Source organism: Vreelandella nigrificans, from assembly GCF_002374315.1.
GTDB lineage: Bacteria > Pseudomonadota > Gammaproteobacteria > Pseudomonadales > Halomonadaceae > Vreelandella > Vreelandella nigrificans.
Map to the genome: position 1 here is coordinate 78,736 of NZ_NWUX01000016.1, position 23,656 is coordinate 102,391.

Sequence of the window (23,656 nt, forward strand, 5' to 3'; positions counted from 1 at the left end):
GATGTCATCATGAAATATAAGACACTTAACGCCAGTATTATCGCCGCCTCTTTTTCATTTTCGATGTTTACATTGAGCGGCGTAGCGGCCGCTCAAGAGCTGCCGGATACCATGACCTGGACAGCCTACGATGTTGGTTCCCAGGGGCATTCTGAAGCATCGGCCATTGCGGATGCCTTTGGCCGTGCTTACGACACGCGTATTCGTATTCAGCCCGCCGGTTCTGCCATAGGGCGGTTGCAACCGCTTGTATCAGGGCGGGCGGATTATGCCTTCCTGGCCACCGAGTCATTCTTTGCATCAGAAGGAACCTTCGACTTTGCTGAACGCCGTTGGGGGCCTCAGGATCTGCGCGCGGTGGCTGGCCGACCCTCCTCTTTTGGGATTCCGACCGCTGCCGATGCAGAAATCCATAGTCTGGAGGGTCTGCGTGGTAAACGCGTCGCGTACACCGCGGGTAACCCCTCGGTTAGCGTCAAGTGTGATGCCATTCTTGCTTTCGGTGGCCTCACGCGTGATGACGTTGAAGCAGTGATGTTCCCAGCTCACAGTGCTGCCATGAGTTCGCTGGTACAGGGTCAAGCTGATGCAGTATGTACGACAACAACGGCAAGCCAGCTCTACGAGCTTAAAGAGTCTCCCCGAGGACTGCGTTGGGTGGATATCCCCGCTGACGATGAAGAGGGGTGGGGGCGCATGAATCAGGTGGCGCCGGTATTCCAGTCGTTCACCGAGACCATTGGTGCGGGCTTATCTGAAGACACCCCAGCTAACATGCTGGCTTACCGCTATCCCATCATTGTCTCCATGGCGGACAAGGATGAGGAGGAGGTGTACGCCATGATTAAGTCGTTGGATGAGTCCTACGACCTTTATAAGGACGCTACCTCGGCGATTCATCGTTGGGTGATCAGCGATTCCGGTGTGCCACCCATTGATATTCCCTTCCATGCCGGTGCCGTACGCTATATGGAAGAAAAAGGTCTCTGGGACAAAGACATGCAGGCCTGGAATGATGCACGCATTACGCGCCTGGAAGCCTTGCAGGAGGCTTGGGAGTCGACAGTTGAAGACGCCAGCGGCCTTGACGATGACGCCTTTAAAGCACGTTGGGAAGAGCGCCGTCAGGCTACGCTTGACGCACTTTAATTCCGATCCAGCTGGGGCTGTTACCCCAGCCACGCTCGAGCTTAAAGGTAACGGCCATGAGTCATAATAGCGATTACAACCCAGTACGGCTGAACAGGACGTCCCGCGCAATTGTTATGTTATTGGGGTTGGCGGGCCTACTAATGGCCATCAATCAAACCTTTTCGTTGTCCTTGTTTGGTTTTTCCCCTCTGGGGAATGCATTTCTTTACTATCTGATCGGTGTTTTCCTTGCATCAGCACTACTGTGTTACCCCGCCCGGGAAGCGGATAGGCACCACTTGCCTTGGTATGACTGGGGGTTGGCAGCTACTGCATTAGGCTGTGCTACCTATCTGGGTATGAACGGTCTGCGTATGATGCAAGAGGGATGGGAGTTTTTTGCGCCTACTGAAGCAACCGCTACTGCCAGCGTAATGGTGTTATTGGTGCTCGAAGGCGTCCGGCGGTGTGGCGGATGGGCTATTTTTGCGGTGGCTTTAGTGTTTGGTTTATATCCGATTTATGCGGGACACATGCCAGGGTTTTTATGGAGCAACCCTTTCACGCTAGGAGAAACCATTCGCTCCCATGTAATGGGTGTGGAAAGCATTGTCGGTGTGCCCATGCAGGTCGTTGCCAACCTTATTATAGGCTTTGTGGTGTTTGGCATCGCCCTGACGATTACCGGTGGTGGTAAGTTTTTTATGGACTTTGCCACCTCGCTTATGGGTAAAAGTCGTGGCGGGCCTGCCAAGGTTGCTGTGATTTCCAGTGCGTTCATGGGCAGTTTGTCGGGCAGTGCAGTGTCCAATATTCTGACCACTGGTGCGATTACTATCCCGGCAATGAAGCGCAGTGGCTATTCGAAGGAGTATGCGGCTGCCGTCGAAGCCTGTTCTTCCACAGGCGGCACCTTGATGCCCCCCATTATGGGAGCCGTAGCGTTCATTATGGCCTCCTTTCTGGGCGTCAGTTATTCCGAAGTGATGATTGCCGCCTTATTGCCAGCGATACTGTTCTATATGGCGCTTATTCTGCAGGTGGACAACTACGCTGCTCGTAACGGTTTGAAAGGCATGCGTGCCGACGAGATCCCCGGCATTTGGCCAACACTGAAGTCTGGTTGGCCCTACCTGTTAAGCCTAGCGTTGCTGATTTACATGTTGTTGGTGATGCGCCTTGAAAGCTATGCGCCTTACTACGCAACGCTGGTATTGCTGGGCATCTCACTGTTTCGCCGCCATCAGCAGCTCAATATCCAAACAGGTCTGGATTTTTTATTTCAGCTGGCAAAAAGCATTGGCAACTTGGTAGCCGTGTTGGCAGGTATTGGTCTTGTCGTTGGAGGACTTTCTTATACTGGTGTCGCTGGATCATTTTCACGCGAACTGCTGCTTTATGCCGACGGTAGTATTCCGTTGATGCTGGCGGCGGGTGCCATTACCAGCTTTGTTCTCGGAATGGGGATGACGGTCAGTGCCTGCTATATTTTCCTGTCTATCCTGCTCGCCCCCGCGCTGGTATCTGCTGGCCTCAACCCCATGGGTAGCCATCTATTTATTCTCTATTGGGGAATGCTTTCCTACATTACGCCACCAGTGGCATTGGCCGCTATAACTGCGGCTGGGGTGGCAGGGGCTAATAACACCAAAACCAGTCTTCACGCGGTGCGCCTGGGCGGCATCTTGTTTGTGCTGCCTTTCCTGTTTGTGCTTAATCCGGCGTTGATCCTGCAAGGTGAGCCGCTAAGGGTTGTTATATCGTCCATCACCGCTTTGGTGGCTATCTGGCTGGTGGCTGCTGCAATGGAGGGGTACCTCTACCGAGTCGGTGTCATCGGTCATTTTGCGCGTGTCTTCTTCCTACTACCCGCAGGGTTACTGATCTACCCCGGCTGGGTCACTGATTTGATCGGGTGTGGCTTGTTGGCATCGTACTACGTTGCTCACTATGTAACCCAACGTACAAGGCACCACGTAGCCAAAGAGATAGCCACCTTTAAAACCAGCCTTCGGCCGCCGCCAAGTAGGTGATGTGACCAGCCTACTTTTGACTGGGGACTGGGGTCATTAACACTGGTGAAGCCCAAAGAACAGTCGATGGGAGCAACGCAATGAGGTCAATACCAAAACGCACCGGCTGTATGGCAGCGATATTACTTATAATAATCCTTATGAGTGGATGTCGCGGGCAGCAAACAGTAACGGTGCCACTGCCAATATTGGTGAAAAACCCTGCTGCCTTTGATGGCCGTCAAATAATTACCCACGGCGTTGTGCGGTACTTTCACGACCCTTTTCATTATTGGATCGAAGATGAATATCTGAACCGAGTTGAGATATTCCCTCACCAGAAAATAGCCCCGTATTTAGGTAAAACCGTGGAAGTAGAAGGCCAGTTTTACTTCTCACTGCATGAGGGGAGACGGCTTACCCTAACGCGGGTCGATCAGTTGCAAAGTGAATAGTGAAGAAAAGGTCTGCCTCACACCGCAAGTGCACCACTATTATCGGGTCTTCAGGAAAGTGGCTTTACAGCAACTTTTAACCCAACAACAGCTCGTTATCTATCGCGATAAACTCATTGGCCGCACTCATTAGTGACGCTGCTGTCAGTTGGGGGACGCCATAAACCTCAACTTTTTTCCCATGCTTAACACGAATTTTATTTACCAAAAGATCAAAGTCGCCGTCACCTGATACCAGCACAATCACATCGGCCTGTTCGGCGTACTCCATTGCGTCTAGAGCGATGCCAACATCCCAATCACCTTTTGCGGAGCCATCTGATCGTTGAATAAAGGGTTTTAGCTTTACATTAAACCCAATAGCTCTGAGTATGTTTTGAAACTCTCGCTGTTTTTTGTCACCTCTGTCGATGGCATAGCAAACAGCTTTCACAACGTCTCTATTAGCCGTTGCTTGGGCCCAGAACTTGTTGTAATCAAAATTCCTGCCGTACGCCTCACGTGTGGTGTAATAAACGTTCTGTATGTCCACAAGTATCGCAACTTTCATCATAGATATAATCTTTTTTATCAATCATTATTAGGCTAAATGATTTAGTGGATATAGCCAGTAAAAGCCTCAGTGCTCAATGTGTTAAAAGCGATGCTGGTCTCTCCCTCAATACTAACACCGTGCTCACTCTGAGCAATGCCGATTGAGGGTAGAGCTGGGTGGTAGTTCACTGCTCAATTGATAATTCCTAGCAGGATCATTACCCCTGGAATCCAGCCGGTAAAAATAGCGCAAAAAATGGTATAGGTTGCAACGGGTCGTTGAATGGGTTTCGCCAACGCTAATAGGTAAAAGAAGCTGAGCCATAAGAGAGACCATGCAAGCCAATTTATGGTATTCCACAGTTTAAAGCTCGTCGCTTCTCCAGATACTGAGTGTGCACCAATAATCGCAGCGGTGATGCTAACAAAAAGACAGAACCAACCTAGGCCTCTCCCATCTGCTTTCAACCACTGGTTGGCGCCTACCCAAAGGTAGGTGATGGAAAACAGCAGCGTAAAAGCCCCCGCACTAATGGCGATTGTGTTACTAGGGTCTGTAAATATTAAGTGGAGGGCGATAATAAAGCTCAGCAGCCCAACTAATACGTTGATGACTGATACTTCCTGGTTGCTGATTTTGCCCAGGAGCCAGATACCATTTATGAATAGAACAGCGCCTACATAAAGTAGTGTAAGACCCAGTATCATGGTAGCTCGCTCCAACGCTCTGATTTTTAGTTAGCTTTAATTTTCTAGCTTGTGTTTTTAAGGGTTTATTAATTTAAGTATTGCTAGATAAGTATTGCTGATTAAACAGTGCTTGTTTGCGCAATAAGCAGCGGTGATTCATTAAGCTTGAACCGAGCAACAATCGCGGTTAGACGTTCTGCCTCATGCTGCAGCTGGATAGCGGCGGTACTGGCTTGTTCGACCATTGCGGCATTTTGCTGGGTAGTTTGTTCCATGTCGTTGGTCGCAATATTAACTTCTCTAATGCCTGCACGCTGCTCTTCGGTTGCGACAGCGATTTCATTCATCAAGGTGGTGACTTGCTTCACCGATGCCATAATTTCCGCCATAGTTTCGCCTGCTTGGTCAGCTTGCTGTGTTCCGGCTTCCACCATGTTGACCGATGTTTCAATCAGTTTTCGAATATCCGTTGAGGCGTTAGCACTACGGGTGGCTAGCTGGCGTACTTCGCTGGCAACCACGGCAAAGCCACGGCCATGCTCCCCCGCACGTGCCGCTTCTACGGATGCATTGAGCGCTAAAATATTAGTTTGGAAGGCGATGGAGTCGATCAACTCAATAATGTCGGTTATTTTCCGTGAGCTCTCGCGAATGTTGTGCATGTGGCTAATGACATTGGTGACCACGCTGCCACCTTGCTGGGCGCTATCCTCGGCTGCTCGGGCAACTTGTCTTGCCTGGGCGGCATTGTCGCTATTGCGCTCCATTGTCGAGGTCATTTCTTCAATACTGGAAGCGGTTTCGGTTAAAGAGGCGGACTGCCGTTCAGTGCGTGCTGCGAGGTCTTGATTGCCTTTCGCTATCTCTTGGGCGCTGGTAAGTACCTCGCTACTGCTATCTCGGACGGTGGTAACAGTACCTAGTAAGCTCTGCTGCATATGGCGCAGAGCGGCGAAAAGTACACCGATTTCATTTCGGCCACGGATCTCCACTTCTCTAGAAAGATCACCTTTAGCCATGCTCTGGAAATGTTCGGTAATGCGGTGCATGGGGCGTATTAAATTAGCGCCTACTCCCCAATACACAACCAGGCTGACGATGAGCGCAATAAGAAAGACGGTAATGATGGTGATAGTGGATATGCTGATGACGGAGTCAAAATTGGACAGCAGCTCATTCCCTTCTTCTTCTACGTGATGAAAGAAGCCCACGGCATCTTGATAGAAAGTGGCATAAGCTTGGTAGGCGGCATCGCGCTGTTGGCGATAAGTCGCCACATCGCCTTGCTGTAGAGCCGCTACCTGTAGCAGAAGATGCTCATCCAGCATGCTATCGAAGCTTGCGGCGATGGGGGCAATAAGAGTGTTATGTGCGGCATTAGCGGGTAGTGATAGGAAGACCGTAAACACATCACGAGCATTGTTGAGCGAGCTATGCAGATCCGAGGCGCGTTGCTGCCTCTCTTCCGTGGTAAGCGATGTTTGAGGCTCAATTAGCTCTTCATAAAGTCGCGCCATGCTAAGACGCGTATCTTGTAGCGTTGAGTTAGTTCTATTAAGAGTGGATTGCTGGTTAACATTGACATTAGTGAGCTGCTCAATACTTTGCTGGCTATGATTGACGGCATAAAGCCCTGTGCTGCTGAGGACAAAAAGCAGGAGCAGGAAAGAGAGCAGGACCAGCGACCAGCTAACTCTTAACGTCATATTATCTAGTAAACGCATCGGTATTCCTAAGTTTTGCCATATGGGCATTAGCCATAAACGCAAAATAGAACTGCCGACGAGTGCAGCAGTTCTATTTTCTGGTTGTTGGTGCTCGTGCTCGTTAATTAACTTGCATTGCCGTTATGTTGGGAAAGCTTTTGGCTAAGTTTGTTACTTTCCGCTTTAGCCGCTTCCTCATCCGCTTTGGCGATGGCTGCGCGCTCTTTGGCCTCATCCGAAAGTGATTTGTTAGGTAATATGATGTTAAGTGTAAAGGCTGTGATTGCCGCTACTACAATGGGGGCGCCGCCAATCAGGTTCCTCACGATGGCAGGGAACTGCTCTATCGCGGCTGGAACCGTTGCAATACCTAGGCTTAGCGCCAGTGCAAGGCCTACGATCGTCATGTTGCGGGCAGTCATCTCATCTTTGATCAGCAGTTGAATACCCGTCATAGTGATCATGCCAAATACGGTAATCGTTGCGCCACCGAGCACTGGGTAGGGGATAGTCGTCATGATTGCCCCGAACTTCGGGCTAAGGCCCGCCAGAATCATAAAGATACCGGCCAATACCAATACATAACGGCTGATCACTTTGGTCATCGCTACAATGCCAACATTTTGGCTGAACGTAGATGTAGGTAGTGCGCCAAAGAAAGAACTTACAGTGGTGGTAAGACCATTACCCAGTAAACCGCCGGTTAACTCTTTAGTCTTCAATTCACGGTTCATGCCGCCGACAGTAGTGGCTGAAAGATCACCAATGGTTTGTACCGAGTTGATAATGCAGATGACCATCATGGAGGCGATAGCAGCAGCATGAAACTCCATTTGGAAAGGCATCACTTTGGGCACTGCCACCCAGGAGGCATTTGCTACATTCTCAAAGCTGACCATCCCCAGGGCGAGTGAAAGAAGGTAGCCCACCACGATACCTACGATAATAGCGGAAAGTTTGACGACTCCCTTACCGAATTGCGCTGCAACCAGTACCGTCACTAGGGTGACCATTGCTACCAGCCAGTTGATAGGGTCGCCAAAATTTGCTGCGTTCACATTACCGCTGCCCGCCATGTAGCGAATAGCAATATCGTAAAGCGATAAGCCGATAACCAATACGACTGTTCCGGCAACGACGGGCGGAAAGAGGTGACGAATGTACTGGATGAAGTAGCCCACCACTACCATCGTCATGCCGCCAATCAGCTGCGCGCCAAGAATCCCTTCAATACCATACTGAGCGCCGACCGCGACTAATGTAGGCACATAGGCAAATCCTACACCGAAGATTGCTGGCAGTCGGGCACCGAATTTCCAAACCCCATAAAGGTGGAAAACGGTACATATACCTGATGCTAGTACGGCGATCTGAATAAGCAGCAGTTTCTCTTCTATGCTCGCACCCACGACGCCTGCGACGATAATGGGCGGAGTGATGACGCCAGCGATCATCGCCAGCAGGTGCTGAAGAGAGAGGGGGAGTGCTTTCAGAAAACGAGGTTTTCCATAGAAATCAAACAGAGAGGTATTGCGCTGATTAGGTGGCTTCCGCTGATCGGAAGAGGCTGAGACTTCACTCATAACTGCATCTCCTTTGTTTTTGTATTCAATAGTCATTAGCTATTGTGGATATTATTGGTTCGTACTGTACACAAAATGTCAGTAAATGATAAATATTTTTGCGGGATTTATTCGTGACTCTGCTGCCTTTGTAATTTTTGATAAGCAGGCTTTATAGAGGGTTGGCTCACGGTGTTTTCCCTAGAGGTAGACCCAACTGGCCCAAGGCCAGCTATTTTTTAGGGCAATGTACTGCTTAGGCAATGAAGCGAATCAGGCATTTTCTATCGCTTGGCGGGATGCGTGTAGGACGACAATGCCAGGTTGCGACTACAAAAAATAAAAATGTATACAAAAATTCTTTGAAATGTTGATACTAAGAGTATAAAAATGTTGTCAGTATGTGCTGAAATGCTGTGTAGCATGCTCAGCTACTTCGTTGCCAATTATGCGCCGCCAATGGTGGCGTCGTTAGACAGCCTCAGGAGAAACTGATGGGACGCCTTACGACTCATGTTCTAGATACCGCCCAGGGATGCCCTGGAGAAGGCATTAAAATCGAGGTTTATCGTTTAGGAGGAGGATTACGCCAGCTTCTTAAGACGGTTGAAACTAATGATGATGGCCGTTGCGATGCACCAATACTTGAAGGCAGTGAGCTAGTAACGGGGGAGTATGAACTGGTGTTTCATGCTGGCGACTATTTGATGCGCCAAGGGGTGAAAGAGCAAACGCCTAGTTTCTTGGACATTATTCCTCTTCGTTTCGGGGTTAATGATGCATCGCAGCACTATCATGTGCCGCTATTGCTATCACCTTATGCCTACTCGACTTATCGCGGCAGCTGACGATCAACCGCTTAACGACAATAAAAGTTACTTGTATATAGCCGCCCAACAATAAACAAACGAGGCGAGGTGCCCCTCATGCAAGCCTATTTAATTGAATTTGGAAACTTTATGCTGCGTTGGCTACACGTCATCGCTGCTATCGCCTGGATAGGCGAGTCTATCTATTTTGTGATGCTGGATAACGGCCTCAAAACACCGAAAGATGAAAACTGCCGCAAGAAGGGTGTGTTTGGTGAAATGTGGGCTGTACATGGTGGCGGCTTCTACCATAACCAGAAATATGCCACTAGCCCAGAAAAGCTACCGGATGATCTGCACTGGTCGTTCTGGAAGGCTTACACCACTTGGCTATCTGGTTTTGCCCTGTTCATTATTTTGTATATGGTCAATCCAGGTTTTTACTTGGTGAACCCCAACAGTAACTGGGAGTGGGCAGCGAACCTTACCGGTTGGCAAGCCAACATCCTGGCATTGGCCTTCCTGTTGCTAGGTTGGGTCGTTTATAACGAGATGTGTAAGCGTATCAGCCCTAATATGGAACGCGATGGTTTGCTGAGCATCGGCGTGGCGGTCATGATGGTTGTGGTTGCCTACTTAAGTACTCAGATGTTCTCGGGCCGGGCGGCCTTCCTGTTAACGGGGGCGGTAATGGCAACCGCGATGTCTGCCAACGTGTTCTTTTGGATTATTCCTGGTCAGCGCCGCATGGTAAAAGCGATGAAGGCTGGCGAAACGCCCAACCCGCTTGATGGTAAGCGTGGTAAGCAGCGTTCAGTTCATAATACCTACTTCACGCTGCCTGTCGTATTGCTGATGATCAGCAATCACTACTCCTTTGCTTACACCCATGAGTACGCCTGGGTGCTGATGACACTGTTTATCTTTGCTGGGGCGTTGATCCGTCAGTACTTCGTTTTAATGCACGCGGGTAAAATACAGCCTGCTTACCCGGTGGTAGGTGTCGCGCTTATTCTGGTGGCCTTTTGGATAGCGATGCCGTCCCAAGCAACATCTTCCAATGCGCAGCTAGAGGGAAGTGGTCCTGATATCACCGAGGTAACCGCACTGGTTAATCAACACTGTGTGGCATGCCACTCGCAGTCGCCCACTCAACCCGGTTTCTCAGCACCTCCAGCTGGGGTGGTGTACGACAGTATTGAGCAGATCTTGCTCCAGAAGGAGAGAACCCAGCAGGTTGTGCAGAGTGGTTATATGCCGCTTGGCAATATGACCAATATGACGGATGAAGAGCGGGCAGTTATTCAAGCTTGGTCGGAATAGCCTTAGCACCGCCTCGTTAGTTGTACTGCTAGCACAGCCCGCCCTATGGCGGGCTGTGTGCTTTTTTAGGCGCTTCTTTTGCATGGTTGCTACATGCGGTGAAAGTCGCACCTTAATGCGTATACAATAGTATATGAATAAGGCATACAAGGAGACTTATCATGGAGCAAGAATTGAGCCTAATAAATGGGGCGAAACCGCAGCCCAAGCGCTTAGGAAAAAATGGTGATGGCGATGAGCGCCATGAGGTCATTTACCGGGCTATCAGTGATGCCATTATCAAACAGCAGCTGCAACCTGGTGCTAGGCTGCGAGAGGATGCGCTAACCGAGGTATTTAATGTCAGCCGAACGGGCATACGTAAGATTCTTCAACGTCTAGCACTTGAGCAACTGGTAACGATCACCCCACGGCGGGGCGCCAGTGTCACTCGTCCAACAGCGGCAGAAGCCCGTGATGTATTCGCTGCTCGGAAGATGGTGGAGTGTGGCTTGATGCCCGAAGTAGCGCTGCATATTACCCCGCAGGATGTCAGCGAACTACGTGATATGGCCAAGCGTGAACATAAAGCTCTCAAAGCCGGAGAGCAAAGCACGGCGATTAGGCTTTCAGCGGCTTTTCATGAGCGCTTGGCTCAGCTCTCGGGTAATGCCACCTTGGCAGCCTTTGTTAGCCAGCTCTGTTCACGTTCATCGTTGATTCTGGCGGTTTACGGAAGTGCTGGGAATCTGGGGTGCGAGTCCCACGACCATGAGGACCTAATTAACTACCTGGCCGAAGGTGACGGTGAAAAAGCTAAAGCGTTTATGAATCATCATCTGATGGAGATTGAGGCTTCGCTTTCGATTGTTGAAGAAGAAGCGGTAGCGCCCGACCTGCATCAAATATTTGGTATGACTTCTTGATGAAACACTTGCTGCTGTTAAATGGCAATACCAATCTGGCGATGACGGAAGCGATGGCCTCTCGTGCCCAGCAACTGTTGGGGGATGCCGTGAAAATCTCGACGATGACGGCGAACGAGAGCGTTGCCTACATCGGTTCACAGCGAGACTGCGTGGCGGCGGCCGCCGCTGTAGTGAATATGGCCGAGCACTGCTTTTCACCCACGTCTACACCGCCGGACGCCCTGTTACTGGCCTGTTTTGGTGAGCCAGGCATGGCCGCGGTGCGAGAATTCAGTCCTGTGCCTGTTGTTGGCATGCTGGAAGCGTCTGTGCTGACCGCCATGCAGTTGGGGGCGCGTTTTTCGATCATTACCCCAGGTAGGCGTTGGCCGCGGATGATTGAAGATACCCTTAACGGGCTCGGGGTGAGTCGGCACTGCCTCGGGATTGATGCTGTTGTGATAGACGATTTAGCGCTGCCCGAACAGCGGGAGCAGGCAAAAATAAGGCTGCAAAAAGTGATTGATGAACAGTGCTCACGGTTGGCGCCGGATGTCATCATCATCGGCGGCGCGGCCTTGGCAGGATTGCGTGATGAGGTGGCGCACCCACCATCAATCAAGCTGCTCGACTCTCTGGATGCGGCTTTGGCTCAGACGAATGCGTTGATGACCCTGCCTAAGGTTAACGAACCTTTCGGGTAGGCTTGCACGTTTGGTGAGTACAGTTTATCTTCTTGTTGTATACAAAATTGTCGGTAAAGATTTCCCAAAGAACAAACCGGCACGCCGTTCCACAACAAGGAAACTGACATCATGTATTCTCCCGACTACCCCCGTGATCTGGTCGGCTATGGCCGTACCCCCCCTCATGCTAACTGGCCCGGTAAAGCGAAAATAGCCGTGCAGTTTGTGCTGAACTATGAAGAGGGCGGAGAGAATTCAGTGCTGCACGGTGATGCTGGCTCCGAGCAATTTCTTTCAGAGATATTAGGCGCGCCCGCCTTCCCTAACCGTCATCTCAGCATGGAGTCGATTTATGAGTATGGCTCGCGGAGCGGAGTGTGGCGGATCTTGCGTGAGTTTGAACGACGGGGTTTACCGCTGACTATTTTTGGCGTGGCGATGGCATTGGAGCGTCACCCTGATGTTGCACATGCATTCAAAGAGCTTGGCCATGAGATCGCCTGCCATGGCTATCGCTGGATTAACTACCAAGAAGTGCCTGAAGCGGTAGAGCGTGAGCACATGCAGCGTGCAATTGAGGTGTTCCAGAAGCTTTACGGCGAAAAGCCATTGGGTTGGTATACCGGCCGCGATAGCCCCAACACGCGTCGTTTGGTGCTAGATCAAGGGGGCTTTCTGTATGACAGCGACTACTACGGAGATGACCTGCCGTTCTGGACGCGTGAGCAGGATAGCCAGGGTGATACTCACACCCATTTGGTGGTGCCTTATACACTTGACTCCAACGACATGCGCTTTGCTTCACCCCAGGGCTTTAATACGGCTGATCACTTCTTTACTTATCTGCGCGATGCATTCGATGTCTTGTATGCCGAAGGTGATGAAGCGCCGAAAATGCTTTCTATCGGCTTGCACTGCCGGTTGATAGGTCGTCCTGGCCGCTTCCGCGCCTTACAGCGCTTTCTTGACCACATTGAAGCCCATGAGCGTGTCTGGGTGACTCGGCGTGTTGATATTGCACGTCATTGGGCTGAGCACCATCCCGCGCGTTTTGAAGTGAGCGAGTGAGTCATGAGGGGCAAAGATGAACAAAAACGACTAATCCCAGCGCTTGAGCGGGGGCTGATGATATTAATGGAGCTTAACCGCCACCACCGCGAGATGAGCTTTGCCGAAATCGTCAAGCGCGTCGGGTTTCCTCAGTCTACGACCTATCGAACAGTACAAACGCTGGAGCATATGGGATTTTTGCGTCACCACCCTGTGACCGGACTGTATTCGCTGGGCGTTAATGTGTTGCGGCTAGGTTTTGAGTACGTGGCTTCACTGGACGTAGTTCAAGTGGGACAGCCAGTGATTGAGGCGTTGTGCGAAGTAACGGGCTGCTCAAGCCATATTGCGATTCGCGATGGCCGAGATGCCGTTTATGTGGCACGGGTGGGGGCCTCCAATGCAACCGTCCGCCGCGTCAGCGTCGGCACACGTCTACCACTGCACCGCACTGGATTAGGTCGAATGTTGCTGGCTGAACTGTCATATGATGAGTTCGAGGCTCTTTATCCATCGGGTGAGTTGTTAGACAACAAGCCAGGGACGCCAGCGAATCGTGACGCCTTATGGGAGTTAGTGCAGGAAGATCGCCGCCGGGGTTATGTTATTGCGGACTCCTATTTTCATTTTGGTATCTCGTCGATTGTCTATCCCCTTTATAACCAAGATGGGGTGATGGAGGGCGTGGTCAGCATTATGGTGCCCGTGCACGAGATTCCTGCAGACACCCACGGTCGGTTACAAGAACTGGTGGCTGAGGCAGCAGTGAATATTTCAAGCATGCTAGGCCATGGCTAAGTCAGTTGAGTTGATGTCTCACAATATGCCAACGATAAAAGGAAAGATGATGACCAAGCGCAATTATTACGCTCCGCAGGGGGGGCACCCGGCACAAACACAGCTGTTGTCGGACCGCGCCGTATTTACCGAAGCCTATGCAGTGATACCTAAAGGTGTCATGCGTGACATCGTGACCAGTAATTTACCATTTTGGGATAAAACCCGACTGTGGGTGTTGTCGCGACCATTGTCGGGGTTTGCCGAAACATTTTCCCAATACATTATGGAAGTCTCCCCCGGTGGCGGTAGCGAAAAGCCAGAGCCCGATCCAGCAGCAGAAGGGGTGCTGTTCATCGTTGAAGGCGAGCTAACGCTCACCTTGAAAGGTGAAAAACATATCATGCAGCCTGGCGGTTATGCCTTTTTACCCCCCGGTACCCGCTGGGAGGCGCATAACAATGCTGAGGAGCCGGTGCGTTTTCATTGGGTGCGCAAAGCTTATGAGCAGGTTGAAGGTATTGAGGTACCTGCGCCCTTCGTTACCAATGAGAACGATATTGCGCCCACGGCGATGCCGGGAACTGACGAAAAGTGGGTCACCACACGCTTTGTCGATCCTAACGACATCCGTCATGACATGCATGTCAATATTGTTACCTTGCAGCCTGGCGCGGTTATCCCCTTCGATGAAACGCATGTCATGGAGCACGGACTTTATGTGCTGGAAGGCAAAGCGGTTTATCACCTGAACCAGAATTGGGTAGAGGTCGAGGCGGGTGACTTTATGTGGCTGCGCGCCTTCTGCCCGCAGGCATGTTACGCCGGTGGCCCAGGACCATTCCGCTACCTGCTCTATAAAGATGTTAATCGCCATATGAAACTGGGTGGTGTGGGCCCGCGCTAAGTCTGCTGCGTTATAGCTACGCCCTAGCTGTAGTTGAAAAATAAGCAGTGGTTGAAATCAGCAGTAGTTGAAATAAACAAACGGGCGGAATACGCAGGCGGTTAATACACACATAGGAGCAAGCCGATGCTGGAATTAAAAGTACAGCCTTTGACGCCGGAGGCCTTTGCACCTTTTGGTGACGTGATTGACACGCGTACAGCGGATTATTTTCCCATTAATGCTGGGCGTACGCGTCGTTACCATGACCTGGCGAAAGTTGAAACATTGGGTGAAAATGCGCGTGCGCTGATCAATATCTTTGTCAGTCAGCCGATTGAGATGCCCCTGGCGCTGGATTTCCTTGAGTGCCACCCGCTGGGCAGCCAAGCCTTTATGCCACTACATGAAGAACGCTTTGTGGTGGTAGTGGCGCCGAAAGGCGAAACAATTGATAGCCAAGACGTGCGGGCTTTTGTGACCGATGGCCACCAAGGCGTTAACTACCATGCCGGTACCTGGCATGCGATCCAGTCGGTTCTGGAGCGAGAAGGGCGCTTCCTGGTGGTGGATCGTGGCGGAGAAGGTAACAACTGCCTTGAGTATCCGCTCGCCATCAAGGTTGTTATCGACTGATGCGTTAGCCGCCTATCGTTATTTATCTATTGTAGTTACTAAGATATTAGCTATTAACCCATAGCTATTTGTTAATGAGTGGACTGGTAGCCAAGCTGCCGGTCCCTTACCCATGCCTGCTGATCCCGCCCAGCGTTTTGCTCTTTCTTTTGTATGCAATTTCTAACCTAATATTAATCTAACACATTGATTAATATTAGGTTGCGTTCTTGCTATGTGATTATATGGAAATATTTTCCATTAATTATTGACAGTGGTTCGCCTGGCGCATACTTTGAATACAAGAACAAATACCAAATTGAATACAAAAAATGGATACAAAAATAGTATTCAACTGTTGAGGAGAAGTTGTAATGGCTAAAATGACCGCTGCAGAAGCCGCCATTCACGTCCTGAAAAAAGAGGGTGTTGATGTTGCCTTTGGTGTGCCGGGCGCCGCGATAAACCCCTTTTACGCGGCAATGCGTAAGGTAGGCGGTGTTGATCACGTGCTGGCACGGCATGTGGAAGGTGCGTCGCACATGGCAGAAGGGTATACCCGCACAACTGCTGGCAATATCGGGGTATGTATCGGTACCTCTGGCCCTGCGGGCACCGACATGATCACTGGGCTCTATTCCGCTAGTGCCGACTCCATCCCGATTTTATGTATCACCGGGCAAGCGCCGCGCGCCAAGATGCATAAAGAGGATTTCCAGGCAGTCGATATTCAGGCAATTGCTGGCCCCGTAACTAAATGGGCTGTGACGGTGATGGAGCCTGCACAGGTGCCGCGGGCGTTTCAGAAAGCTTTTCAGCTCATGCGCTCTAGCCGTCCTGGCCCGGTGCTGATCGACCTGCCGATCGACGTTCAGATGAGCGAGATTGAATTCGATCCAGACTCCTACGAATCACTCCCGGCTTATAAGCCATCAGCATCCCGTGCCCAAGTTGAAAAAGCACTGACGATGCTCAACGAAGCTGAAAAACCACTGCTGGTCGCAGGGGGTGGCATCATCAATGCAGATGCCTCAGAGCAGCTTGTTGAGTTTGCTGAACTGACCGGCGTGCCGGTAATTCCGACATTGATGGGCTGGGGCACCATTCCAGACGATCACCCGCTGATGGCCGGTATGGTGGGGCTGCAGACTTCTCATCGTTATGGCAATGCAACCATGCTTGCCTCAGATTTTGTGATGGGGATTGGTAACCGGTGGGCTAATCGCCATACTGGCAATATCGAAACGTATACGAAAGATAGAAAATTTGTACACGTAGATATTGAGCCAACCCAGATAGGACGCATCTTTGGGCCCGACTACGGCATCGTTTCGGATGCCAAACTGGCGCTAGAGCTATTTCTTGAAGTTGCGCGGGAAATGAAAGCGGACGGCAAGCTAAAGAACCGCAGCGCCTGGGCCGAGGAGTGTCAGGAGCGCAAACGCACCCTGCTACGCAAAACACACTTCGATAACGTGCCGGTTAAGCCCCAGCGTGTTTACGAAGAAATGAACAAAGTGTTCGGCAAAAATGCACGCTACATCAGCACCATTGGGCTTTCCCAGATTGCTGGTGCCCAGTTCCTACACGTTTACAAGCCTCGCCACTGGATCAACTGTGGTCAGGCGGGCCCACTTGGTTGGACTATTCCTGCGGCGCTGGGCGTCTGCCGCGCTGACCCCGAGGCCGAAGTCGTCGCGCTGTCTGGTGATTACGACTTCCAGTTCATGATCGAAGAGCTGGCAGTAGGGGCGCAATTTAATCTGCCCTATATCCATGTACTGGTGAACAACTCCTATCTTGGGTTGATTCGTCAGGCACAGCGTGGTTTCGACATGGATTATTGCGTGCAGCTGTCGTTCAAGAACATCAACTATACCGATGAAGAAGCGGCGTTGGCTGAATATGGTGTCGACCATGTGTCCGTTGCTGAAGGCCTGGGCTGTAAGGCATTGCGTGTTACCAAGCCTGAGGATATCGCACCGGCTCTTGAGCAAGCCCGTGAACTGATGCGTACACACCGTGTGCCGGTGGTTGTGGAAATCATCCTTGAGCGTGTCACCAATATCTCAATGGGGACCGATCTTGATGGGGTCAATGAGTTTGAAGAGCTAGCCGAAAATTTGACTGATGCACCTAGCTCTATCGCCAGCCTGACCTGAGTTTCGCCCTGGTCGCGACGCGCTCAACACCAGGGTGAAGTACCACAGTAATGGCCATAGCTGTTGCTACAACTGTCGCCACAACTGTCATCACTACTGTCATCACAACTTCCGTCACAACTTCCGTCACAACTTTCGCTCCACGGTAAGAAGCAAGGAGATCTACATGTCCAAGTTTGCTGCAAATCTCAGCATGTTGTTCACCGAAGTGGACTTCCTCGATCGTTTTAAGGCCGCCGCTGAGGCTGGCTTCAAAGGGGTTGAATACCTTTTCCCCTATGACTATACAGCTGCGGAAATTAAGCAGCACCTGGATGCCAATGGTTTGACTCAGGTGTTGTTCAACCTTCCGGCAGGCGATTGGGTAGCCGGTGAGCGTGGCATTGCCTGCCATCCGGACCGTGTGGAGGAGTTCCGCGCTGGCGTTGATAAGGCGATTGAGTACGCTCAGGTGCTGGGCAATACCCAAGTCAACTGCCTGGTCGGTATCCAGCCAGATGGTGTTAGTGATGATGAGGCTCGCAAGACGGTGGTTGAGAACCTACGTTTCGCTGCTGAGAAGCTGAAAGCCGCTGGCATTCTGCTGATCGCCGAGCCAATCAACACCCGTGATATCCCAGGCTTTTTCCTCAACCGTACTGAGCAGGCGCTGGCTCTGTTTGACGACGTTGGTAGCGACAACCTGAAGCTGCAATACGACATCTACCACATGCAGATTATGGAAGGTGATCTAGCGCCCACGATAGAAAAGCATCTGGCACGAATTGCCCACGTACAGCTTGCGGACAACCCGGGCCGTCATGAGCCAGGGACCGGTGAAATCAACTACCCCTTCCTGTTCGCGCATCTTGAGCGCTTGGGCTACGACGGCTGGATTGGCTGTGAATACAAACCCCAAGCGGGAACGTCACAAGGCCTGGGCTGGCTGGATAGTGCACGTTAAGCACTCCAGGTGCACAAGAACGCACAAGAACGCATTGAGCTGGCTTGTGCTGAATGAGACTGAAGGAGAAAGACGATGAGCAAGATAGGTTTTATTGGTTTGGGCATTATGGGTCGCCCCATGGCAGGCCACCTGCTCGACGCGGGCCACTCCTTGGTAACCGTAAAGCGCGGCACACTGGATGCGGCGCTTGCCGAAAAAGGCATGCAGGAAGTGGCAAGCCCGAAAGAGGTTGCCCAAGTCGCCGAGGTGATTATCACCATGGTGCCGGACACCTCGGACGTGGAAACTGTACTGTTCGGTGAAGATGGCGTGATCGAAGGTCTTCAACCCGGCACCTTGGTCATCGATATGAGCTCTATTGCGCCGATGCAGACCCAGGCGTTTGCCAAGCGCATTACTGAGGCTGGCGGCGAGTATGTGGATGCCCCGGTGTCTGGTGGTGAAGGTGGTGCCATTAATGCTGCGCTTACTATTATGGTCGGGGCGACGGATAAAGGCTTCGAGCGTGCTAAGCCACTACTTGAAGTTGTTGGCAAGACTATTACCCATATCGGCGGCCACGGCGCTGGCCAAACCTGCAAGGTAGCCAACCAAATCGTTGTTGCATTAACCATAGAGGCCGTTGCTGAAGGCCTGCTGTTCGCCTCTAAGGCGGGTGCCGATGTGGTCAAAGTGCGCGAATCGCTGCTGGGTGGGCTCGCCCAATCGAAGATCCTTGATGTGCATGGCGAGCGCATGATCAAGCGTACCTTTGACCCAGGCTTCCGGATCCGCCTGCACCAAAAAGATCTTAACCTGGCCTTGGAAGGTGCGCGTAGCCTGAACCTTTCATTACCGGGTACCGCCAATGCGCAACAGTTGTTCCAGGCGTGTGCTGCTAACGGTGGTGCTGACTGGGATCATGCTGGCATTTTACGTGCTTTGGAGAAATTGGCGGATCACGAGGTGGGTGAGTAATTCTAGGTTCCTGGGTGCGGCGTTATTGAGTGAAGGCGGGGCTCTGCCCGCTACTCGCCGCTGCTATTACATGTGACGCGTTGCTTTTCTCCGGTGGTAGCTTTCCTTTGTCCTGCCATTTCTCTACCACCGGGCTTTTTTCCCCATTTTTCTTGTTTGCCCTGGCTCTTGCCTGAGGAGTCTACCGATGAATGCCGTTTTTCGTTTAGCCCCCTTCACCAGTGAAGAAGCCTCTCGCCAGTGGCTGAAGCGCCTGGCTGAAAAGGCTGTCGCTGCGGTGCATCCCGATAGCTTGCTACCCGACCAACTGCCTGACAAACCTGCTGGACGCACCGTTGTCGTTGGTGCTGGAAAAGCCGCTGCAGCCATGGCGCGTGCGTTGGAGTTAGCCTGGGAGGCACGATCCTCTGGTGAGCCATCCGATTTGGAAGGCCTAGTGGTGACCCGTTATCAGCATGGTGCCGAATGCCAACGCATCGAGGTGTTGGAAGCATCTCACCCAATGCCAGATGCACTCGGTGAGCAGGCTGCTAAACGAATGTTGGCGGCAGTAAAAGAGCTGGGCGAAGACGACCAGGTGATTGCGTTAATTTCCGGAGGTGGATCTGCGCTAATGGCGTTGCCTGCCGATGGAATCAGTCTAAAAGATAAGCAAGCAATCAATAAAACCCTGCTGCGCTGCGGCGCGTCGATTCGTGAAATCAACACGGTGCGTCGTCACTTATCTGCGATTAAGGGCGGCCGTTTAGCTGCTTGCGCGCACCCAGCCCGTGTATTGACGTACCTAATCTCTGATGTTCCGGGCGATGAGGCATCATTAATTGCCTCTGGCCCTACGCTACCTGATCACTCCACACCGCTTGATGCGCTCGCGATCCTCAAACGCTACGCGATCGAAGTCCCCGATAACGTGCGCCAACACCTCATGGCCGAGCATAACGCACCACAAGCCGGTAGCCCTGGGTTTGCTCGCGACCAACATATCATCCTCGCACGTGCCTGTGATGCGCTAGATGCTGCGCGACGCAGCGCTGAAGAGAGCTCTGGAAAAGACGGGATTGATATCAGGGTATTGGGTGACGATTTAGAGGGCGAGGCCCGCGACTTGGGTACTGCTCAAGCACGTATGGTGCTCAAGCTACAAGATGAAATCACACGGCCCCTATTGGTGCTTTCCGGTGGTGAAACCAGTGTTACTGTAAAAGGCGACGGGCGTGGTGGACGCAACGTCGAATACTTATTGGGGCTTTTCGATAGCCTCAAGGGAGCGGAAGGTATTTACGCCCTGGCAATTGATACCGATGGGATTGACGGCTCGGAGGATAACGCGGGCGCACTGATTGGCCCCGAGTGCTGGAAACGCGCTGAAGCTATACAGCTGTCCGCGCAAGAGTACCTGGCTCGCAATGATGCCTATAGCTTTTTTGCCGCCCTTGATGACCTGATCGTGACCGGGCCAACCCGTACGAACGTCAACGATTTTCGAGCCATTCTTGTTCTCCCGAGGCAGTCATGAAACCAACCGCATATACCCCGATTCGACGTACAAAAATAGTTGCCACGTTAGGCCCTGCGAGTGACCGTGAAGGCGTACTGGAGAAGATGTTGCGGGCTGGGGTTGATGTTGTTCGGCTCAATTTCTCCCATGGGTCGGCTGAGGATCATCGTCGGCGTCTGAATGAAGTACGTGAGATTGCCCAGCGGTTAGGCAGAAGCGTGGCAGCACTGGCTGACCTGCAAGGCCCTAAAATTCGCATCGCTCGCTTCAAAGAGGGAGCAGTGGTACTTGAAGAGGGGCAGCCCTTCGTACTCGACATGCTATTGGATGGCAATGCGGGTGACGCGTCCCGTGTTGGCTGCGACTACAAAACATTGGCGGATGATGTCAGCGTTGGAGACCGCCTGCTGCTTGATGATGGCCGTTTGGTACTTGAGGTTAGCGCCATTCGGGGTAAAGAAGTCCACACCCGGGTTATCGTTGGCGGTAAGCTTTCCAACAATAAAGGTATCAATAAGCAAGGGGGCGGGTTATCGGCAGCAGCACTTACCGATAAGGATAAGCAAGATCTCAAGACTGCGATCGAAATTGGGGTGGACTATCTGGCGGTATCTTTCCCGCGCAGTGCTGCTGATATGCAGGAAGCTCGTGAATTGCTGGGTGACGCGGGCAAGGAAATTGGCCTTATCGCCAAGATTGAACGTGCCGAAGCAGTCGCTGACGAGGCAACGTTAGATGGCATTATCACTGCTTCTGAGGCGGTGATGGTGGCGCGAGGCGACTTGGGGGTAGAGATCGGCGATGCACAGTTGATTGGCGTGCAAAAACGTTTGATCAAGCGGGCGCGCAGCCTAAACCGTGCAGTTATCACCGCCACCCAAATGATGGAGACGATGATCAGTGCACCGCTGCCCACGCGTGCCGAGGTGTTCGATGTTGCCAATGCGGTACTGGATGGCACTGATGCGGTGATGCTCTCCGCTGAAACTGCGGCTGGTGACTTTCCTGTAGAAACCGTTGAAGCAATGAACCGAGTGTGTCTGGGGGCTGAGCGCGAGCGTAGTGCTCAAGAGTCTGGCCATCGCATGCATCAGGGTTTCTCTAAAATTGACGAAACCGTGGCGCTATCCGCCATGTATGCCGCCAACCATTTGCAAGGGGTGGCTGCTATCGCTTGTATGACCTCAAGCGGTTTCACGGCACTCATTGCTTCGCGCATCCACTCTGGCTTACCCATCGTGGGACTTGCGCACAGCGAGATTGCCCAGCGGCGTATGGCGCTATACCGTGGCGTGGTCTCTCTAGCGTTTGATACCACTGAGATGAAAGCGGAAGAGCTCAACGACCGGGCTTTGGAATTACTGGTCACTCATGGCATTGCTGCCCCGAATGATCACGTCATTCTTACCCGTGGCGATCATATGAATGCCCATGGCGGTACTAACACCCTGAAAATATTGGATGTAAAGCCTGAGCACCAGCGTAGCTAAGTGTTGTTGCATAAATTTGTATAAACAGTTGCACAAGTTAGTATCAGCCGCCGCACAAGTGCTTATGATTATCAGTACTTGTGCTGCTAAGTCATTAGTACTGATAAGTAAACTGATAAGTAATTAGTACTGATAAGTAATTAGTGCTGTTAGGAAGCCAAAACATTGTGCTGTTATAGTGGCCGGGGTAACAATGCGAAAGTTGAATGAGGACCACCTGGAGAAAGGCATCATGAGCCTCGGCTGGCACAATAAACCTTTGAGCACTTCCAAGCGAGGTGGATATAACGACCAGACGATCGTTGAACATATCCGCAACGCGGTACTGATGCAGCGTCTGCCGCCGAATACCAAATTGCCAGAAATCACCCTGGGAGAAGTATTTGGCGTTAGCCGCTCGGTGGTGCGCAAGGCGCTAACGCGGCTTGCTGCTGAGCATGTCATCAATCAACGCCCCAACCAAGTTGCCCGTGTTCGAGCACCCTCTGTCGAAGAAACCCGCGAGACGTTTTCAGCGCGCAGGTTGATTGAGGGCGAGATAGTGGCACTGCAGGCGGGTAAGCTTGATGCCATCACAATGGCAGCACTGCAAGAACAAGTAGCAGATGAAAAGCAGGCCTATGCCAGGAAGGATGAACCAGCGCGCATTGAGCACTCGTTGGCTCTTCACCATCTGCTTGCTGAACATGCTTCCAATCGCATTTTAGGCACCATGCTGACCGACCTGATTCTGCGCACCTCTATTGTTATTGCTTTATATAAGCGGCCAACGCTGGCCTCGTGTTACCTGGAAGGTGACCATGCCACGCTATTGGTACATCTTGCTAGCGGTGATGCCGAGGGGGCCAGGCAGTGCGTACATGACCACCTTCACAGTTTAGAAGCTCTGCTTGATCTCTCACCGAGAGGTGTAAACACCGACCTGAAGGCTATTCTAGGTGGCCAATCCGTTTCTTTCTGACGCATTAACCGCACCACTCCGTTGGCCCATCACTCATCGGTGCACAATTCACTTTCTAGCATTTTGCGCCAATGCCTCAAAACACAAGCGGCGCCCTAAAAGGGCGCCGCTTGTGGCTTGCTCCAACAATGCTTACAGCAGTAAACGACGGATATCCGTCAGCATATCCGCTAGGAAAGCGGTAAAGCGTGCGGCATCCGCACCGTTGATTGCACGGTGATCATAAGAGAGCGAGAGCGGCATCATTAAACGCGGCTGGAAGGTACTGCCATCCCAAACCGGCTTCATTTGCGCTTTCGATACCCCCAGAATCGCTACCTCCGGTGCATTAACGATCGGCGTGAACGCTGTACCACCGATAGAGCCAAGGCTCGAAATAGTAAAGCAACCACCGGTCATCTCATCACGCTTGAGCTTCTTGGTTTGTGCTTTTTTACCCAGTTCCGCCATCTCCTTGGCAATTTCAATCAAGGATTTCTTATCGGCGTTGCGTACAACCGGTACCATCAGACCATCGGG

General features: G+C 51.7%; 22 protein-coding genes. 17 read left to right on the forward strand and 5 right to left on the reverse strand.

All coding sequences use genetic code 11. The annotated features are described in order from the left end of the window. The first annotated feature begins 9 nt into the window (after positions 1-9). From CPA45_RS15990 to CPA45_RS16000, 3 genes are all read left to right on the forward strand, one after another. Positions 10-1,149 (forward strand): TAXI family TRAP transporter solute-binding subunit, encoded by a 1,140-nt coding sequence (locus CPA45_RS15990; protein WP_096653196.1) that lies wholly within the window; start codon positions 10-12, stop codon positions 1,147-1,149. Between the two features lie 56 nt (positions 1,150-1,205). After that, positions 1,206-3,164 carry a TRAP transporter permease gene (locus tag CPA45_RS15995; RefSeq protein ID WP_244287633.1) on the forward strand — a complete coding sequence of 653 codons (1,959 nt, stop codon included), beginning with the start codon at positions 1,206-1,208 and terminating at the stop codon, positions 3,162-3,164. Between the two features lie 80 nt (positions 3,165-3,244). Continuing rightward, entirely contained in the window at positions 3,245-3,598 is a 354-nt protein-coding gene (locus tag CPA45_RS16000) for a hypothetical protein (protein ID WP_096653198.1), read from the forward strand. 76 nt (positions 3,599-3,674) lie between these two features. Here the strand turns inward: CPA45_RS16000 and CPA45_RS16005 are convergent, their stop codons facing one another. From CPA45_RS16005 to CPA45_RS16020, 4 genes are all read right to left on the reverse strand, one after another. Next, on the reverse strand, positions 3,675-4,151 hold the full coding sequence (locus tag CPA45_RS16005) for a LabA-like NYN domain-containing protein (RefSeq protein ID WP_096653200.1): 477 nt from the start codon (positions 4,149-4,151) through the stop codon (positions 3,675-3,677). 173 nt (positions 4,152-4,324) lie between these two features. After that, on the reverse strand, positions 4,325-4,840 hold the full coding sequence (locus tag CPA45_RS16010) for an AmiS/UreI family transporter (RefSeq protein ID WP_096653202.1): 516 nt from the start codon (positions 4,838-4,840) through the stop codon (positions 4,325-4,327). A 101-nt stretch (positions 4,841-4,941) separates the two neighbouring features. Next, on the reverse strand, positions 4,942-6,546 hold the full coding sequence (locus tag CPA45_RS16015) for a methyl-accepting chemotaxis protein (protein ID WP_096653204.1): 1,605 nt from the start codon (positions 6,544-6,546) through the stop codon (positions 4,942-4,944). A 107-nt stretch (positions 6,547-6,653) separates the two neighbouring features. Continuing rightward, a complete protein-coding gene (locus CPA45_RS16020; RefSeq protein WP_096653206.1) occupies positions 6,654-8,111 on the reverse strand; it encodes a uracil-xanthine permease family protein in 1,458 nt (485 codons plus the stop codon). A 473-nt stretch (positions 8,112-8,584) separates the two neighbouring features. On the opposite strand from CPA45_RS16020, the gene uraH reads away from it, so the two are divergent. The 14 genes from uraH (at position 8,585) to CPA45_RS16090 (ending at position 23,137) form a co-directional block, all read left to right on the forward strand. Further along, positions 8,585-8,938: a hydroxyisourate hydrolase gene (gene uraH, locus CPA45_RS16025; RefSeq protein ID WP_096653208.1), complete on the forward strand. Its 354-nt coding sequence runs from the start codon at positions 8,585-8,587 to the stop codon at positions 8,936-8,938. 78 nt (positions 8,939-9,016) lie between these two features. Continuing rightward, on the forward strand, positions 9,017-10,222 hold the full coding sequence (locus tag CPA45_RS16030; protein WP_096653210.1) for a urate hydroxylase PuuD: 1,206 nt from the start codon (positions 9,017-9,019) through the stop codon (positions 10,220-10,222). 161 nt (positions 10,223-10,383) lie between these two features. Then, positions 10,384-11,127 (forward strand): GntR family transcriptional regulator, encoded by a 744-nt coding sequence (locus tag CPA45_RS16035; RefSeq protein ID WP_208858530.1) that lies wholly within the window; start codon positions 10,384-10,386, stop codon positions 11,125-11,127. Further along, positions 11,127-11,813, forward strand: coding sequence for an aspartate/glutamate racemase family protein (locus CPA45_RS16040; RefSeq protein WP_096653212.1), 687 nt, complete (start codon positions 11,127-11,129; stop codon positions 11,811-11,813). Before CPA45_RS16035 ends, CPA45_RS16040 begins: the two co-directional genes overlap by 1 nt. 111 nt (positions 11,814-11,924) lie before the next feature. Next, on the forward strand, positions 11,925-12,863 hold the full coding sequence (gene puuE / locus CPA45_RS16045) for an allantoinase PuuE (RefSeq protein ID WP_096653214.1): 939 nt from the start codon (positions 11,925-11,927) through the stop codon (positions 12,861-12,863). Between the two features lie 3 nt (positions 12,864-12,866). Then, positions 12,867-13,643 carry an IclR family transcriptional regulator gene (locus CPA45_RS16050; protein ID WP_096653216.1) on the forward strand — a complete coding sequence of 259 codons (777 nt, stop codon included), beginning with the start codon at positions 12,867-12,869 and terminating at the stop codon, positions 13,641-13,643. A 49-nt stretch (positions 13,644-13,692) separates the two neighbouring features. Then, a complete protein-coding gene (locus tag CPA45_RS16055) occupies positions 13,693-14,529 on the forward strand; it encodes a bifunctional allantoicase/(S)-ureidoglycine aminohydrolase (RefSeq protein WP_096653218.1) in 837 nt (278 codons plus the stop codon). 126 nt (positions 14,530-14,655) lie between these two features. Then, complete coding sequence (locus CPA45_RS16060; protein WP_096653220.1) at positions 14,656-15,144, forward strand: ureidoglycolate lyase; 489 nt, start codon at positions 14,656-14,658, stop codon at positions 15,142-15,144. Between the two features lie 353 nt (positions 15,145-15,497). Further along, positions 15,498-17,285, forward strand: coding sequence for a glyoxylate carboligase (gene gcl / locus CPA45_RS16065; RefSeq protein ID WP_096653223.1), 1,788 nt, complete (start codon positions 15,498-15,500; stop codon positions 17,283-17,285). 166 nt (positions 17,286-17,451) lie between these two features. Beyond that, positions 17,452-18,228 (forward strand): hydroxypyruvate isomerase, encoded by a 777-nt coding sequence (gene hyi, locus CPA45_RS16070; protein ID WP_096653225.1) that lies wholly within the window; start codon positions 17,452-17,454, stop codon positions 18,226-18,228. Positions 18,229-18,303: 75 nt separating this feature from the next. After that, positions 18,304-19,188 carry a 2-hydroxy-3-oxopropionate reductase gene (locus CPA45_RS16075; RefSeq protein WP_096653227.1) on the forward strand — a complete coding sequence of 295 codons (885 nt, stop codon included), beginning with the start codon at positions 18,304-18,306 and terminating at the stop codon, positions 19,186-19,188. A gap of 187 nt (positions 19,189-19,375) precedes the next feature. Beyond that, entirely contained in the window at positions 19,376-20,704 is a 1,329-nt protein-coding gene (locus tag CPA45_RS16080; RefSeq protein WP_096653229.1) for a glycerate kinase type-2 family protein, read from the forward strand. Continuing rightward, a complete protein-coding gene (gene pyk, locus CPA45_RS16085) occupies positions 20,701-22,176 on the forward strand; it encodes a pyruvate kinase (protein ID WP_096653231.1) in 1,476 nt (491 codons plus the stop codon). Before CPA45_RS16080 ends, pyk begins: the two co-directional genes overlap by 4 nt. 232 nt (positions 22,177-22,408) lie before the next feature. Continuing rightward, complete coding sequence (locus tag CPA45_RS16090; protein ID WP_096653233.1) at positions 22,409-23,137, forward strand: GntR family transcriptional regulator; 729 nt, start codon at positions 22,409-22,411, stop codon at positions 23,135-23,137. 132 nt (positions 23,138-23,269) lie between these two features. Here the strand turns inward: CPA45_RS16090 and CPA45_RS16095 are convergent. Then, positions 23,270-23,656 (reverse strand): 2-oxo acid dehydrogenase subunit E2 (locus CPA45_RS16095; protein WP_208858531.1); only part of this gene is annotated, 387 nt, incomplete at its 5' end.

What these genes read in the sequence shown, in the direction of transcription:
- CPA45_RS15990 (WP_096653196.1), top strand. Translation starts at nt 10, where the DNA reads ATGAAATATAAGACACTTAACGCCAGTATTATCGCCGCCTCTTTTTCA.
- CPA45_RS15995 (WP_244287633.1), top strand. Translation starts at nt 1,206, where the DNA reads ATGAGTCATAATAGCGATTACAACCCAGTACGGCTGAACAGGACGTCC.
- CPA45_RS16000 (WP_096653198.1), top strand. Translation starts at nt 3,245, where the DNA reads ATGAGGTCAATACCAAAACGCACCGGCTGTATGGCAGCGATATTACTT.
- CPA45_RS16005 (WP_096653200.1), bottom strand. Translation starts at nt 4,151, where the DNA reads ATGATGAAAGTTGCGATACTTGTGGACATACAGAACGTTTATTACACC.
- CPA45_RS16010 (WP_096653202.1), bottom strand. Translation starts at nt 4,840, where the DNA reads ATGATACTGGGTCTTACACTACTTTATGTAGGCGCTGTTCTATTCATA.
- CPA45_RS16015 (WP_096653204.1), bottom strand. Translation starts at nt 6,546, where the DNA reads ATGCGTTTACTAGATAATATGACGTTAAGAGTTAGCTGGTCGCTGGTC.
- CPA45_RS16020 (WP_096653206.1), bottom strand. Translation starts at nt 8,111, where the DNA reads ATGAGTGAAGTCTCAGCCTCTTCCGATCAGCGGAAGCCACCTAATCAG.
- uraH (WP_096653208.1), top strand. Translation starts at nt 8,585, where the DNA reads ATGGGACGCCTTACGACTCATGTTCTAGATACCGCCCAGGGATGCCCT.
- CPA45_RS16030 (WP_096653210.1), top strand. Translation starts at nt 9,017, where the DNA reads ATGCAAGCCTATTTAATTGAATTTGGAAACTTTATGCTGCGTTGGCTA.
- CPA45_RS16035 (WP_208858530.1), top strand. Translation starts at nt 10,384, where the DNA reads ATGGAGCAAGAATTGAGCCTAATAAATGGGGCGAAACCGCAGCCCAAG.
- CPA45_RS16040 (WP_096653212.1), top strand. Translation starts at nt 11,127, where the DNA reads ATGAAACACTTGCTGCTGTTAAATGGCAATACCAATCTGGCGATGACG.
- puuE (WP_096653214.1), top strand. Translation starts at nt 11,925, where the DNA reads ATGTATTCTCCCGACTACCCCCGTGATCTGGTCGGCTATGGCCGTACC.
- CPA45_RS16050 (WP_096653216.1), top strand. Translation starts at nt 12,867, where the DNA reads ATGAGGGGCAAAGATGAACAAAAACGACTAATCCCAGCGCTTGAGCGG.
- CPA45_RS16055 (WP_096653218.1), top strand. Translation starts at nt 13,693, where the DNA reads ATGACCAAGCGCAATTATTACGCTCCGCAGGGGGGGCACCCGGCACAA.
- CPA45_RS16060 (WP_096653220.1), top strand. Translation starts at nt 14,656, where the DNA reads ATGCTGGAATTAAAAGTACAGCCTTTGACGCCGGAGGCCTTTGCACCT.
- gcl (WP_096653223.1), top strand. Translation starts at nt 15,498, where the DNA reads ATGGCTAAAATGACCGCTGCAGAAGCCGCCATTCACGTCCTGAAAAAA.
- hyi (WP_096653225.1), top strand. Translation starts at nt 17,452, where the DNA reads ATGTCCAAGTTTGCTGCAAATCTCAGCATGTTGTTCACCGAAGTGGAC.
- CPA45_RS16075 (WP_096653227.1), top strand. Translation starts at nt 18,304, where the DNA reads ATGAGCAAGATAGGTTTTATTGGTTTGGGCATTATGGGTCGCCCCATG.
- CPA45_RS16080 (WP_096653229.1), top strand. Translation starts at nt 19,376, where the DNA reads ATGAATGCCGTTTTTCGTTTAGCCCCCTTCACCAGTGAAGAAGCCTCT.
- pyk (WP_096653231.1), top strand. Translation starts at nt 20,701, where the DNA reads ATGAAACCAACCGCATATACCCCGATTCGACGTACAAAAATAGTTGCC.
- CPA45_RS16090 (WP_096653233.1), top strand. Translation starts at nt 22,409, where the DNA reads ATGAGCCTCGGCTGGCACAATAAACCTTTGAGCACTTCCAAGCGAGGT.